Annotated in this window: 15 protein-coding genes and 1 pseudogene; 7 read left to right on the forward strand and 9 right to left on the reverse strand. The window is 70.6% G+C overall.

What is annotated here, in order from left to right; genetic code table 11:
* Positions 1–14: 14 nt before the first annotated feature.
* Positions 15–836: an MBL fold metallo-hydrolase gene (locus tag JYA75_RS07740; protein WP_006945056.1), complete on the reverse strand. Its 822-nt coding sequence runs from the start codon at positions 834–836 to the stop codon at positions 15–17.
* Between the two features lie 35 nt (positions 837–871).
* On the opposite strand from JYA75_RS07740, the gene JYA75_RS07745 reads away from it, so the two are divergent.
* From JYA75_RS07745 to JYA75_RS29090, 3 genes and pseudogenes are all read left to right on the forward strand, one after another.
* Positions 872–2,935: a phage holin family protein gene (locus JYA75_RS07745; protein WP_203329852.1), complete on the forward strand. Its 2,064-nt coding sequence runs from the start codon at positions 872–874 to the stop codon at positions 2,933–2,935.
* A gap of 525 nt (positions 2,936–3,460) precedes the next feature.
* Positions 3,461–3,897, forward strand: a pseudogene (locus JYA75_RS07750) (PLDc N-terminal domain-containing protein).
* Between the two features lie 183 nt (positions 3,898–4,080).
* Positions 4,081–4,209 (forward strand): hypothetical protein, encoded by a 129-nt coding sequence (locus JYA75_RS29090; protein WP_277397941.1) that lies wholly within the window; start codon positions 4,081–4,083, stop codon positions 4,207–4,209.
* 147 nt (positions 4,210–4,356) lie between these two features.
* Here the strand turns inward: JYA75_RS29090 and JYA75_RS07755 are convergent, their stop codons facing one another.
* Both JYA75_RS07755 and JYA75_RS07760 read right to left on the reverse strand, forming a co-directional pair.
* Positions 4,357–4,893: a DUF1269 domain-containing protein gene (locus tag JYA75_RS07755; RefSeq protein ID WP_006945064.1), complete on the reverse strand. Its 537-nt coding sequence runs from the start codon at positions 4,891–4,893 to the stop codon at positions 4,357–4,359.
* 110 nt (positions 4,894–5,003) lie between these two features.
* Complete coding sequence (locus JYA75_RS07760; protein ID WP_043797955.1) at positions 5,004–5,426, reverse strand: hypothetical protein; 423 nt, start codon at positions 5,424–5,426, stop codon at positions 5,004–5,006.
* A gap of 541 nt (positions 5,427–5,967) precedes the next feature.
* Here JYA75_RS07760 and JYA75_RS07765 point away from each other — a divergent pair.
* Positions 5,968–6,297, forward strand: coding sequence for a hypothetical protein (locus JYA75_RS07765; protein ID WP_203329854.1), 330 nt, complete (start codon positions 5,968–5,970; stop codon positions 6,295–6,297).
* Positions 6,298–6,422: 125 nt separating this feature from the next.
* Here the strand turns inward: JYA75_RS07765 and JYA75_RS07770 are convergent, their stop codons facing one another.
* From JYA75_RS07770 to JYA75_RS07795, 6 genes are all read right to left on the reverse strand, one after another.
* Positions 6,423–7,538 (reverse strand): ArsO family NAD(P)H-dependent flavin-containing monooxygenase, encoded by a 1,116-nt coding sequence (locus JYA75_RS07770; protein ID WP_203329855.1) that lies wholly within the window; start codon positions 7,536–7,538, stop codon positions 6,423–6,425.
* 49 nt (positions 7,539–7,587) lie between these two features.
* Positions 7,588–7,995: a DUF2703 domain-containing protein gene (locus JYA75_RS07775; RefSeq protein ID WP_006945072.1), complete on the reverse strand. Its 408-nt coding sequence runs from the start codon at positions 7,993–7,995 to the stop codon at positions 7,588–7,590.
* 121 nt (positions 7,996–8,116) lie between these two features.
* The gene (locus JYA75_RS07780) at positions 8,117–8,533 is read right to left on the reverse strand and encodes an arsenate reductase ArsC (RefSeq protein WP_006945074.1); all 417 of its coding nucleotides are present in this window, start codon (positions 8,531–8,533) and stop codon (positions 8,117–8,119) included.
* 19 nt (positions 8,534–8,552) lie between these two features.
* Positions 8,553–9,203: an arsenate reductase ArsC gene (locus tag JYA75_RS07785; protein WP_203329856.1), complete on the reverse strand. Its 651-nt coding sequence runs from the start codon at positions 9,201–9,203 to the stop codon at positions 8,553–8,555.
* Positions 9,204–9,226: 23 nt separating this feature from the next.
* Positions 9,227–10,306, reverse strand: a complete 1,080-nt coding sequence (arsB, locus tag JYA75_RS07790) for an ACR3 family arsenite efflux transporter (protein WP_043797950.1) — start codon at positions 10,304–10,306, stop codon at positions 9,227–9,229.
* A complete protein-coding gene (locus JYA75_RS07795; protein ID WP_043797947.1) occupies positions 10,303–10,704 on the reverse strand; it encodes a metalloregulator ArsR/SmtB family transcription factor in 402 nt (133 codons plus the stop codon). The genes arsB and JYA75_RS07795 overlap by 4 nt, the downstream gene beginning before the upstream one ends.
* A 71-nt stretch (positions 10,705–10,775) precedes the next feature.
* Between JYA75_RS07795 and JYA75_RS07800 the strand changes: the two genes are divergently transcribed.
* Genes JYA75_RS07800 through arsA form a run of 3 tightly spaced genes read left to right on the forward strand, consistent with a single transcriptional unit; the run spans position 10,776 to position 13,419 of the window.
* Entirely contained in the window at positions 10,776–11,192 is a 417-nt protein-coding gene (locus tag JYA75_RS07800; RefSeq protein WP_185713150.1) for a low molecular weight phosphatase family protein, read from the forward strand.
* Positions 11,193–11,215: 23 nt separating this feature from the next.
* Positions 11,216–11,602 (forward strand): arsenite efflux transporter metallochaperone ArsD, encoded by a 387-nt coding sequence (gene arsD / locus JYA75_RS07805; protein ID WP_006945082.1) that lies wholly within the window; start codon positions 11,216–11,218, stop codon positions 11,600–11,602.
* Positions 11,603–11,628: 26 nt separating this feature from the next.
* A complete protein-coding gene (gene arsA, locus JYA75_RS07810; RefSeq protein WP_168580188.1) occupies positions 11,629–13,419 on the forward strand; it encodes an arsenical pump-driving ATPase in 1,791 nt (596 codons plus the stop codon).
* Positions 13,420–13,453: the final 34 nt, after the last annotated feature.

Raw genomic sequence — 13,453 nt, forward strand, 5'->3', positions numbered from 1 at the left:
CGAGGTGGCCGAGTTCATACGCGGTGTGGTCCCGGCGAGCCGGGGCCGGCGCCCGGTGCGCCGAGTGCGCCACCCGGGGGCAATTCCACCGCGACGATCCCCGCCCGCTGGGCGTGGTGGACGAATTCGGCGCCCGGACCGAAGAACAACCGGGGGCGTACGGCGTCGAGGCCGATCGGCCACAGCGTGCCGTAGTGGATCGGCACCGCCAGGCCCGCTGCCACCAGGCGCGCGACGACCGCGGCCCGGGACGGGTCGAGGTGGCCGTTGCCGAGGGTCGGACCCCAGCCCCCGACGGGCAGCAACGCAAGGTCCACCGGGCCGACGTGGTCGGCGAGGTCCGGGTACAGGTCGGTGTCGCCGGCGAAGTAGGTCCGCCGGTCCCCCTCGACGACGTACCCGATCGCCGGGGCGAGTTCCGGGCCGCGTCGCCAGCGCCGCCCGTCGTGTCGGGCGGGCACCGCCCGGACGGTGAGCGTGCCGATCCGTGTCTCGTCGCCGGGCCGCAGCGGCACCAGGCGGTCGGCGAATCGGCGCAGCGCGGGCAGGCCGTCGATCGCCCGCCACGGGGCCACGATCGGAACGTCCGGGTCGAGCAGCCGCAGCGACGGCAGGTGGGTGTGGTCGGCGTGCAGGTGTGAGAGCAGGACGGCGTCCGGGTTGCGCACGTGCGGCCCGATCGGGGTGGGCCCCCGGCGGCGGCGCAGATGCGCGACGCGGTCGGTCAGCACCGGATCGGTCAGGACGACCGTCCCGCGGTCCATGATCAGCGCGCTGGCATGTCCGAGCCAGCGCACACCGGATGTGGCGGCATCCGGACCCGGTGGCGTGCTCACGACCCTTACGATTCCAGACGAGGGAAGGGGCCGCGATGCGCACGGTGGGCGGCATGGTGCGGGTGCTCGTCGAGTTCCTGGTGCTGTGGGGGTCGTCGGCGCTCGCGCTCATCGTGCTCGACCGCATCCTCGACGGCATCACCCTGGACCCGTCGGGCTTCACTCCGCTACCGACGCTGCCGGCCGCGCTGGTGCTCGCGTTGGTGTTCGGCCTCCTGAACGCGGCGCTGTGGCCGGTGATGATGCGGTTGATGTCGTGGATCGGTCCGGTGCTGCTGTTCGTCGGGGTGTTCGTGGCGGGCGGTGTGATCATGCTGTTGACGCTCTACCTGGTACCGGTCGCGTCGGTGGACCAGCGCCGGGATGCGTTCTACCTCGCGGCGCTGCTCTCGCTGTTCACCTCCGTCGTCTCGGGCGCCATCGCGTCCCGTTCCGATACCGCGTACCGGCTGATGCAGGTGCGCCGACAGCGGTTCCGGTTGCGTCGCAACACCGCACTCGTGGACGCGTCCCCGGGGCTGCTGTGCATCCAGATCGACGGCCTCGGCTACGACGTGCTGCGTCGCGCGATCGCCGACGGTGTGACCCCCGCGCTGGCGAAGTTGGTGCGCGAGACCCACCGGCTGATGCCGTGGCACACCGACTGGAGCAGTCAGACGGGTGCGACCCAGCTGGGCGTGCTGCACGGCTCCAATCACAACGTGCCGGCGTTCCGCTGGTACGACAAGACCACCGAGCACGTCTCGGTGTTCAGCAACCCGGTCGACAACGAGCAACGCGAACTCGAACGCACCCACATCCCCGGCCTGCTGGCGCACGACGGTACGAGCCGGGGCAACCTGTTCACCGGCGGCGCGCACGACAACGTGCTCGTCGTCAGCCGGATGCGCGGTGCCCGCCTCGGCGGCGGTGCCGGCTACAGCGACTACTTCGCCGACCCGGCGAGCGCGCTGCGCACGTTCATCCGGATGCTCGCGGAACTGCAACGGGAACTACGCCAGTCGCTGCGGCAGAAGCGGAAGGACATCCAGCCGCGGGTGCCGCGGGGCGGGCTCTATCCGTTCGTGCGGGCGTTCGCGACCGTGCTCGCCACCGATGTCGCCGTCGCGGCGGTGGTGGGCGATCTGATCAAGGGGCGCAGCGTCGTCTACGTCGACCTGATCGGCTACGACGAGGTGTCGCACCACTCCGGCATCTCCCGGCCCGAGACCCTCGCGGTGCTGACCAAACTCGACGACGTCGTCGAGATGCTGCTCGCCGTGGTGGCGCAGGCCGATCGGCCCTACCGCGTCGTCGTGCTGTCCGACCACGGGCAGAGTCAGGGCGCGACCTTTCTGCAACGCTACGGGGAAACCTTGGGGCAGTTGGTCATCCGGCTGGCCACCCGGCGCGAACCGGCGAAGCGCCACTGGTACGAGCGCGAATCCGACGTCTCCGCCCAACCCGGGTCGGAGGGGCGCGCCTACGCCGCGGCCAGCGTGCACTCGCCGGCCGCCGCCGAGGAGGCACACGCCTGCGCGGGTGAGCCGATCGTGCTCGGCTCGGGCAACCTCGGCCTGGTCTACTTCCCGCACCTGCCCGGACGCGCCGACGTCCACGCCATCGAGGCCGCCCACCCCGGTCTGCTCACCGGGCTGCGCGAGCATCCCGGGATCGGCTTCCTGCTCGTGGCCGCTCCCGGGGGGTCCGTGGTGCTCGGGCCCCACGGCGAGGTCGACGTGACCACGGGGAAGGTCACCGGCCGGAACCCGCTGGCGGTGATGGGCCCCGACGCGCTGGCGAAGGTGCGTCGCACCGACACCTTCAACAACGTTGCCGACATCATGGTCGGCGGCACGTACTGGCCCGACACCGACGAGGTCGCGGCGTTCGAGGAGCAGGTCGGCTCGCACGGCGGCATGGGCGGACCGCAGAGCACTCCGTTTCTCGTCTACCCCGCCGATCTGCCCGCCCCGCCCGAACCGCTGCACGGCGCCGAAACCGTGCACACGGTGCTCGTCGGGTGGCGGGATTTTTCGACGGGACCGCGCCCAGCGGTGACGAAGCAGGACGCGACGACCGGTGCGGATGACCCGGGACGCCCGGCGTCCCGGGGCTGACCGCGGGACAGACCGGCCGAGGAGGGGTGGAGCCGGCCGACCGCTTCGAGGCCGAGGGATCTCGGCGTGGCGTGGGAGGACCTCGAGGTCGGGGTCGACCACCTCACCCGATGGGAAGCGGATTGCGCTGGTCACCGACCGGATGATCACCGTCATCTCGTTCCCGGGTGCCGGGGCAGTGGCCGGACATACACTCGAGGCAGTCCTATCCGGCGGAGCACACCGGGACTGCGTGATTCGAGACGAGCATGACCGAGGCGGGTGCGGTTCCCCTCACCGCGGAGCGGTGGAGCGGCTCGTCGCCGAGTTCGACGGCCGTCCCCACCTGCATCGAGTGGAGGCGGTCGTGGCGCCGGCGTCGAGGACTTGCGGGGGTTCCGGTGCCGGACCTGCCCCGAGCTGGTCGAAGGATTCGCCCGGCGGCGCCTGCTCGATCCGGTCGAGTCCGGGCAGTGTGCGGTGCCGTAGCAGCGGCGTCGACGCCGCTGTGGCGGTCGAGGAGGTCCGGTCGAGGAGGTGCACATCATGGAGTCGTTCTGGGATTTCCTGTGGTACACGATCGTCGTGTTCGTGTTCGCGGCGTATCTGATCGTGCTGTTCCAGATCCTGATCGATCTGTTCCGGGACCACACCGTCTCCGGCGTGGCCAAGGCCTTCTGGGTGGTGGTGCTGATCGTGGTCCCGTTCTTCAGCGCCTTGATCTACCTCGTGGTGCGCGGCCAGGGGATGGCCATCCGGGCCGGGCCGGGCAGGCGCAGCTCGCGGCCAGGCAGACCACCGACGAGTACATCCGGCAGGTGACGGCCGGCAGATCTCCGGCCGGGCAGATCGCCGACGCGAAGGCCCTGCTCGACTCGGGTGCGATCACCCCCGCGGAGTTCGCGCAGCTCGAGGCCAAGGCGGTGGGGCAGAATACCGCCGGGCAGGGCACCACCGGGCGCGACAGCATGCCCCGTCGCTGACGAGCGACTGCACGAGGTGCCGGTGCGGGGACCGCCTGCGCCGGCCGTGACCTCGGGCCGAAGTAGACGTGCGGGGTGAAGGTGATGGAGACCGGACCGTCCCGGACCGTTCGCCTGTGGCGTCGGGCCCCGTGGAGCCGCAGTCCTTTGATGCGCCGGTACGACCGGATCGAATGGGTCGATGTGACCGGCACTCCGGTCGCCCCTCCGCGGAGCGGGGCGGACAGTGCCGCCACCGCCGTCGTCGCGGCCCTGGCGGTGTGGACGGTGACGGCGGCGGCAGGCGCGGGGCTGTACGGGCTGCACCGGTGAGCCGAGCATCGCCGAGGGGCGGCCTGGGACAGCGAGTGGCGCGGGCTGGGCACGACGCCGGGATGGCCGGCCTGAGCGGCAGGTATGCGGCCGTGTGCGGACGCGCTCGAACGCCGCGCTCAGGGGGCGATGCGAGCGTTCGGGAGGTTATCGATTCTGCTCGGCGTTCCTGATGTCGATGGCGAGTTGGTCGGCGGCCATGTCGGTGGCTTTGGAGACGATCCGGTTGGCGGCTTTGATGTTTGCGACGATCTGATCGGCGAGGTTGGTTTCGTACACCACGATCACGCCGGCCTGGCCCTCGTCGAGGGTCTCACCGAGTTCTTTGACGTCGCTGCGTTTCATCCGGTCGCTGGCGTGCCCCACCACGGCCCCGAGGGCCGTCCCGCCGGCGGCGGCGCCGACGAGACCGATGCCCACGGGCGGGAACAGCGCCGCCACCACACCCACCGCCAGTCCCCAGCCGAGGCCGACCGCTGCCCCGTGGCGGGTGGGTTGTTCGTGCTTCTTGACGATGTGGACCTTCCCGTTCTCGTCCTTGGCGATGACGGACGCGTCGAAGTCGTGGGAGGTGCGTATCTCGCGGTACAGCTGCTCGAGTGCCTCGTAGTCCGCTACGGCGTCCTCGACGCTGTCGTATGCCGCAGCGCTTACGTACAGGATGTCGTGCTCGTGCTTGCTCATGTGCAAACCTCCGAAATCTGATCGACCTGCAGGGGCTGACCGACGGACGTCAGCGCCTGACGGCCGTCGCGTTGCCGAGGGCGAAGCTCGGCCCGACGGCAGGATTCGTCCTAGTAGTCGGCTCGCGGATTCCAGGTCGACACCGCCCAGATGACCACCACGTCCAAGGCGATGATCAGGATCGACCACCACGGGTAGTACGGCAGCCACAGGAAGTTCGCCAGGATCGACAGTGCCGCGACGACGATCGCCGCTACCCGCGCCCACGTTGCGCCGGTGATCAAGGCGATGCCCACGACCACCAACACCACTCCGAGGACGATGTGGATCCACCCCCACGCGGTGAAGTCGAACTTGAACGTGTACTCCGGGCCCTGGACGAACAACTCGTCCTCGGCCACCGCGGCGATGCCCTGGAGCAACTGGACGATGCCGACGGTGGCCATGATGACCGCCGCCCCCACCGACGTGCCCGCCGCGATGCCCTGCTTGACGCTGATGCTTCCCGGGTTGTGACGTACATCCTCGGACATGGCGGTCCCCTTCACAGGTTGGATGAGACATCAGCAGTATGCGCCGATCCCGCATCCGCCTCGGGGAAAGTGCTGATCTTCCTCACCGTCCGGGGTGAACGGTGCGTGGTCCGGGAAACGGTCTCACGTGCTTTCGCTCGGTTGCACGAGGTGCCTTCCCCGGGCGGACACCGCGCCGAAGGTGGGCACACAGGGCCACCGTCAACGACGAACCCGGTTCCTGCCCCCGTACACGACCCGCCGTGCAGAGGACAGGGCCTCGGGCGGAGTCGGTTCGAGCGTTTCGCTACAGCGGGAGAGGCTCTGCGACGGCCGTTATCGACAGCGACGAGACGGGCCCGATCGACCATCTCGTCATCGAGTGGCCCGCCGCCGGCCCGTGCCCACCGCCGCAGGCGTTCGACATGACCCGGGCCCGCCGACGATCCGAACAGACCCCACCGGCCTCGTGCAGAGGGGCCTGATTCCGCCGCGGGTGCGCAGATCGAAGTGGTATCGAAACGTGTTCCTACCCGTCCTGTTCTGCGGGACAATACTTCTCATGGACGACAGCGAAGTGCACGCCATCGACGTCGTCCGAATCCGACTCGGCCAGCGCTACCCCGACCTCGACCCCGAGGTGGTGGGGGGCCTGATCGAGGCCACGCTCGGTCGGCTCGACGGATGCCGCATCCGAGACTTCGTCCCCCTGCTGGTCGAACGGGCCGCCACGCGCACACTCGACGCGACGTACCACCGTGCACCGGAGTCTCGAGAACCGATGCGCACACCCGAACCGCCCGCGGTGACCGAGACCGGTGAGGTGCGGACCGCGAGCAGCGTCCGGGTGCGGTGGGCCGTTCTCGTGCGTCGCTCACCACGCCTGTCGTAGGCGTGACAAGAGACGGCGAGACCCGGGTCGGAACCGGAGTCGACGGTCGTCCACCACACCCGGGCGGGCGGGATGCTCGGCACGCAGCCAGGGTGTCGGCGACACACCCATGCCCGAAACCGGAGTCACGTCCTGAAACGGTTGGGAATCCGATACGAATCAACGACGGGGGGCTCAGGGCTGGGGTCCATCGCCAGCCCGGCGACGGCGGCCTTGGCGGTGCGCCCGACCCCGATCAGCGTGGCCGAGCCGGGGCCGGTCCAGTCCCCGTAGCCGAGCAGATGCAGCCGGGGTTCCTTCAACGCCTGGGTGCCCGCCACAGCGATCGAACCGTCCGGCCCACGCAGGTGCAACGGCCGCAGAGGCGTCAGGGCGGGCCGAAAACCGGTGGCCCACACGATCACCTCCGCGTGCCGGCTCTCGCCGGTGTCGTCCCAGAAGACGCCGTCACGGGTCAGTCGGTCGAACATCGGCAGCGGATCCAGCGCGCCGCGGTCCCGGGCCGCGAGGACCTCCGGGACCATCACGATGTCACCGAGTTCGGTGATGCCGCCCGGATCGGGGCGTCCGGCCGCCAGCGCCAGCGCTCGCCGCGAGGCCATCTCGAACAACACGCGTCCGTCGACGTCGTCCGGCAGGAACCGCGGCGGCCGGGGGGGCACCCAGGTGGTGCCGGTGACCTCCGAGATCTCGGCGACCAGCTGGGCCCCGGAGTTGCCGCCGCCGACCACCACCACCTCCTTACCGGCGAAGTCACCCGGGGTGCGGTACTGCACGGTGTGCAACTGTCTGCCCGCGAAGCTGCGGGCTCCGGGATAGACGGGCCAGAACGGCTGCTGCCAGGTGCCGGTGGCACTGATCACCCGCCGCGCCCGCCACACCTGCTCCGCGGTGTCCACCCGCAGCCGCTCCCGGTCGTCGTCACGGGTGACCGCCCGCACCCGCACCGGCCGCCGCACCGGCAGGCCGTAGCGACGCTCGTACGCGGTCAGATACTCGATCACATGCCGAGCCGGTGGGAACCCGTCCCGCCACGGCGGCATCGGCCATCCCGGCAGCGACGCATACTCCGCCGGGGAGAACAGCCGCAGCGACGGCCAGGTGTGCGGCCACGCCCCGCCCGGCGCGGACCGGTCGTCGAGGATGACGAACTCGTGCCCGGCCCGGCGCAGGTAGTACCCGGCGGCCAGGCCGGCCTGCCCGCCCCCGATCACCACGACGTCCACCTCGATCGCGCTCATCGTCTCCCTCGTCACCCGTGGCCCGTCGTCGTGCGCAGAGCTACCGGTGTCAGCCGTCAGGGTGTTCGGGGGCGTCGAGCAGGCTCGCCGCGGCGATCAGGGCGGCTTTGACGATCAGTCGTTCGGGGATCTCCTCGAACGTGACCGGTCCGAGTGCGACGGTCCGGCACGGGGAGTCGCCGCACACCGAGCAGCAGCGGCTGCTGCCGACGTCGGCGTCGAGCCAGTCCTCGAGCGGACGGCCGGCGATCCAGATGCGGTTGGATTCGGCCGGGTTCGCGGCGAAGGCGGCGTCGTCGAGTTCGCGGACCTCGAGTTGCGGTGCGATGCCGAGCGGGCGCAGGACCTGCTCGAGCGTGCCGACCGCGTGCTGGACCTGCTCACCGGTGCCGGCGCAGCGGCGGCACGTCTGGCCCTGGCTGACCAGGCGTTGCCAGACGATGGGCAGTGCCGTCATCGCACACCCCTTCTCGGTTCGCGGGGAAGGTGGGAGTCGCCCCGGGCTCCAGTGTGGCCGACCCGGCCGGGCCGCAGGGCGTGTCCCGACGGATCCGGCCGGGGCCCGCCCTGCGGTCGGGTCAGCTGCGGACGGCGCCGGGGACGAGTTCGGCGATCAGTGCCTCGACCCGCGTCTTGATCTCGTCGCGGATGGGGCGGACCGACTCGACGCCCTTGCCGGCCGGGTCCTCGAGCACCCAGTCGCGGTAGCTCTTGCCGGGGAAGACCGGGCAGGTGTCGCCGCAGCCCATGGTGATCACCACGTCGGAGGCTTCGACGGCGTCGGTGGTGAGGATCTTCGGGGATTGGGTGGAGATGTCGATGCCGAGCTCGGCCATGGCCTCGACGGCGGCGGGGTTGACCTGATCGGCGGGGGCGCTGCCGGCGGAACGGACCTCGACGGCGTCGCCGGCGAGGGCGGTGAGGAATCCGGCGGCCATCTGGGAGCGGCCGGCGTTGTGCACGCACACGAACAGCACGGACGGCTTGGTGGTCATCGAGGGAACCTTTCGGGTGTCAGACGGTGGGAACGGCGGTGAGGTCGGCGAGCAGAGCGCGGACCCGGGCGTCGAGGTCGTCACGGAGGGTGCGGACCACCTCGAGGGATTGCCCGTCCGGGTCGGGGACGGTCCAGTCGAGGTAGCGCTTGCCTGGGTAGACGGCGCAGGCGTCGCCGCAGCCCATGGTCACGACCACGTCCGCGGCGGCGACGACGTCGTCGGTGAGCGGCTTGGGGAACTCGGCGTCGAGATCGAGTCCGAGTTCGGCCATGGCCTCGACCACGACCGGGTTGATCGCCGCGATCGGCGCGGAGCCGGCGGAGCGGACGTGGACGCGGCCACCGGCACGGTGGTCGAGCAGGGCGGCGGCCATTTGGGAGCGGCCGGCGTTGTGTACACAGACGAACAGCACCTCCGGAACGTCCTTGGCGACGGCGCCTTCGGCCTGGGCCAGCGCGGTCAGGCGTTCGGCGGCGAACCGCGGGGCGAGCGCGGTCAGGTGGGTGCAGACGGTGGCGGTGCGGCGCAGTGCCGCATAGGACTCGAACACCACCCGTTCGACGGTCTGCGGGGAGAAGATTCCGTCGTACTTGTCGGCGAGGTGCTCGGCGGCACGCTGGAGTACTGCCTGCGGCATGAGCAGTTCGGGCTGGTGGCGGTCGGACATGCCGTCTCCCTGGCTCTCGGGCTTCACGAAGCAGCGGGGGTGGCGGAGGGGGTGAAACGCTTGCGCAGGGCGAGCGAGACGTAGACGAGGCCGACGAGCACGGGCACCTCGATGAGCGGCCCGACGACGCCCGCGAGGGCCTGCCCGGAGGTGACGCCGAAGGTGGCGATGGCCACGGCGATGGCGAGTTCGAAGTTGTTGCCGGCCGCGGTGAACGCGAGGGTGGTGGTGCGCTCGTAGCCCAGACCCATCGCGGCGCCCAGGAGATAGCCGCCGCCCCACATGATCGCGAAGTACGCCAGCAGCGGCAGGGCGATGCGGGCGACGTCCCACGGGTGGGAGGTGATCTGCTCGCCCTGCAGCGCGAAGAGCATCACGATGGTGAACAGCAGCCCGTACAGGGCCCACGGCCCGATCCTGGGCAGGAACTTCTGCTCGTACCAGGTGCGGCCTTTGGCCTTCTCGCCGAAGTGCCGGGTGAGGAAACCGGCGAGCAGCGGGATGCCGAGGAAGATGAGCACCGACTTGGCGATCTGCCAGGGCGAGACGTCGAGGGTGGTCTGTTCGAGTCCGAGCCAGCCCGGCAGCACCGAGAGATAGAACCAGCCGAGGCCGGCGAACATGATCACCTGGAAGACGGAGTTCAGCGCGACCAGCACGGCGGCGGCTTCGCGGTCGCCGCAGGCGAGGTCGTTCCAGATGATGACCATGGCGATGCAGCGGGCCAGACCGACGATGATCAGTCCGGTGCGGTACTCGGGCAGGTCGGGCAGCATCAGCCAGGCCAGGGCGAACATCAACGCCGGCCCGACGATCCAGTTCAGGACCAGCGAGCCGATCAGCATCCGCCGGTCGCCGGTGACGGTGTCGAGCCGGTCGTAGCGCACCTTGGCCAGCACCGGGTACATCATGATCAGCAGGCCGAGGGCGATCGGCAGCGAGATGCCGTCGATCTCGACGGCGGAGATGATGTCGCCGAGGCCCGGGATCAGGCGGCCGAGCAACAGGCCGACGACCATGGCGACGCCGATCCACACCGGCAGGAACCGGTCGAGTGTGGACAGCTTGCCGACCACGGCCGGGTGGTCGCTGGTGGTGGTCACGAGGCGACCTCCTCGAGGGTGACGGCGGGCGTGCAGGACGAGTTCGCGACGATCCCGGATTCGACGGACAGCACCGCGGACAGCTGGGCCAGAGCGGAGGGGACGACCCGGTAGTGCACCCAGGTGCCGCGACGTTCGCAGTCGAGGAGGCCGGCCTCCCGCAGCACCTTCAGATGGTGCGAGATGGTCGGTTGCGACAGGTCGAAGGACGGTGAGATGTCGCACACGCAGCACTCGCCGCCCTCGTGGCTGGCGATCAGGCTCAGCATCCGCAGGCGCACCGGATCGCCCAGGGCCTTGAACATGCGGGCCAGGTCACCGGCCCAATCGGAGGTGAGCGGCTCGCGGCTGAGCGGCGGGCAGCAGGGCTCGTCCCCGCGCGGCGGTTGATTCGGCATGCGTCTATATTGACGGTTGTCGAAACACGGCGTCAAACGGACAGCCGGCCCGGTCGGAAGGAAACCCTCACGTGCGCACACCCTCGGTGCTGTTCGTCTGCGTGAAGAACGGCGGCAAGTCCCAGATGGCCGCCGCGCTGATGCGCCAGGCCGCCGGCGGCCGCATCGCCGTGCACTCCGCCGGAACGGCACCGGGTCCGACGCTCAACGCCCTCTCGGTGCAGGCGCTCGAGGAGGTCGGCGCACCGGTGGACGGCGAGTACCCCAAGCCGATCGATCCGCAGCTGCTGCGGGAGGTCGACCTCGTCGTCACCCTCGGCCGTGACGCCCGCGTCGACGCGGCGTACGTGGAGAACTGGGACACCGACGAGCCGTCCGAGCGCGGCATCGACGGCATCGAACGGATGCGCCTCGTGCGCGACGACATCGCCGCCCGCGTCGACGCGCTCGCCGCCCGCCTGCTCGACTCCGCCTCCCCCACCCGCTGATCCGACCGATCCAGGAGAAACTCATGAGCACCATTGCAGTCTTCGAGCCGGCCCTGTGCTGCAACACCGGCGTGTGCGGCGACGACGTGGACCGGAACCTCGTCACCTTCACGGCCGACATGCAGTGGCTGAAGGATCAGGGTGCCGCCATCACCCGGCACAACCTCGCCAACGATCCGCTGGCCTTCGCGCACAATCCCGCCGTCAAGCGCTTCCTCGAGGTCGCCGGCTCCGCCGGTCTGCCGCTCGTGCTCGTCGACGACGTCACCGTGCTCACCGGCCGCTACCCCGATCGGACCCAGCTCGCCGCGTGGGCGGGACTCGACGCCGCGCAGGCGCCCGTCGGCGCGACGATGCTGAATCTCGCGGACGATGCCTGCTGCACACCCGGCGACTCCACCTGCTGCTGAGCTGTCGAGGACGAGGAGATCACCGGATGACCACCCCCACGTTCCTGACCGACCCGCCGCGGTTCGTGTTCTTCACCGGCAAGGGCGGCGTCGGCAAGACCTCCATCGCCTGTGCGAGCGCGCTGAGCCTCGCCCGCGCCGGGAAGAAGGTGCTGCTGGTCTCGACGGACCCCGCCTCGAACGTCGGCCAGGTCTTCGGCCTGGCGATCGGCAACGCCCTCACCGCAATTCCCGCGGTGCCGGGCCTGTCGGCGCTCGAGATCGATCCCGAGCAGGCCGCCGACGCCTACCGTGAACGCATCGTCGGACCGGTGCGGGGTTTGCTGCCCGACGCGGAGATCGCCTCGATCACCGAGCAGCTCTCCGGTTCGTGCACCACCGAGGTCGCGTCCTTCGACGAGTTCACCTCCCTGCTGACCGACACCGACGGCGAGATCGCCTCGTTCGACCACGTACTGTTCGACACCGCCCCCACCGGACACACCATCCGGCTGCTGCAGCTGCCCGGGAACTGGACCGAGTTCCTCGAGGCGGGCAAGGGTGACGCGTCGTGCCTCGGACCGCTCGCCGGGCTCGACAAGCAGAAGGTCATGTACGCCGCCGCGGTCGGCGCACTGGCGGACCCGCAGCGCACCCGGCTCGTGCTCGTCGCCCGCGCCACCCGCTCCGCCCTCGCCGAGATCGACCGCACGCACGGCGAACTCGCCACCCTCGGGCTGAGCCGCCAGCACGTCGTCGTCAACGGCGTCCTGCCGGCGCCGTCCGGCGACACGGACCCTCTCGCCCTCGCGATCCACCGTCGCGAACAGGCCGCATTGGCGGGCATGCCGGCGGCGCTGAAACCGTTGCCACTGGACCTGATCGAGCTCAAGGCCGCGAACATGATCGGTCTCGATGCCCTCGGGACGCTGTTCGAGACGGCCGACGGCGGCATGGACCTCCCGCCGGAGACCGGCGCGGTGTCGGAGGTCGCGGATGCACCGCTGCGCGCCCTGATCGACGAGATCGAGCGGGACGGGCACGGTCTCGTGATGTGCATGGGCAAGGGCGGGGTCGGGAAGACCACGGTCGCCGCGGCCGTCGCCGTGGCCCTGGCCGAACGCGGACACGAGGTCCACCTGACCACCACCGACCCCGCCGCACACCTGACCGAGACCCTGCACGGCGACGTCGAACACCTCCACGTCTCGCGCATCGATCCCGCCGAGGCCACTCGCGCCTACCGCGAGCGGGTGATGGCCACCAAGGGTGCGCACCTCGACGAGCAGGGCCGCGCGACCCTCGCCGAGGACCTGCGCTCCCCGTGCACCGAGGAAGTGGCTGTCTTCCAAGCCTTCTCGCGAGTGATCCAGGAGTCCCGGCGCAAGTTCGTCGTCGTCGACACCGCGCCCACCGGCCACACCCTGCTGCTGCTCGACGCCACCGGGTCCTACCACCGCGACGTCACCCGGCAGCTGGGCCCCGGCCTGCACGCCGTCACCCCGATGATGCGCCTGCAGGACCCGGCTTCGACCAAGGTCCTGTTGATCACCCTCGCCGAGACCACCCCCGTGCTCGAGGCCGCCGGGCTCCAGGCCGACCTCGAACGTGCCGGTATTCACCCCTGGGCGTGGGTGATCGACAACTCCGTGGCCGCCGCCGCGCCCACCGCGCCGCTGCTGCGCCGCCGCGCCGCCGCCGAGCTCGAGCAGATCGACAAGATCCGTACCGAACTCGCCGATCGCTACGCGGTCGTGCCGCTGCTCGCGACCGAACCGGTCGGGGTGCCGGCGCTCAGGGCGCTCGGCGAAGTGTCCGCCCCGGTCGCCGTGCGGTAGCGCCCGGTTCCGACATGCGCGATCCCGCCCCGGC

Origin of the sequence: Rhodococcus sp. PSBB066 (assembly GCF_017068255.1) — a bacterium.
Taxonomy (GTDB): Bacteria; Actinomycetota; Actinomycetes; order Mycobacteriales; family Mycobacteriaceae; genus Rhodococcus; species Rhodococcus aetherivorans.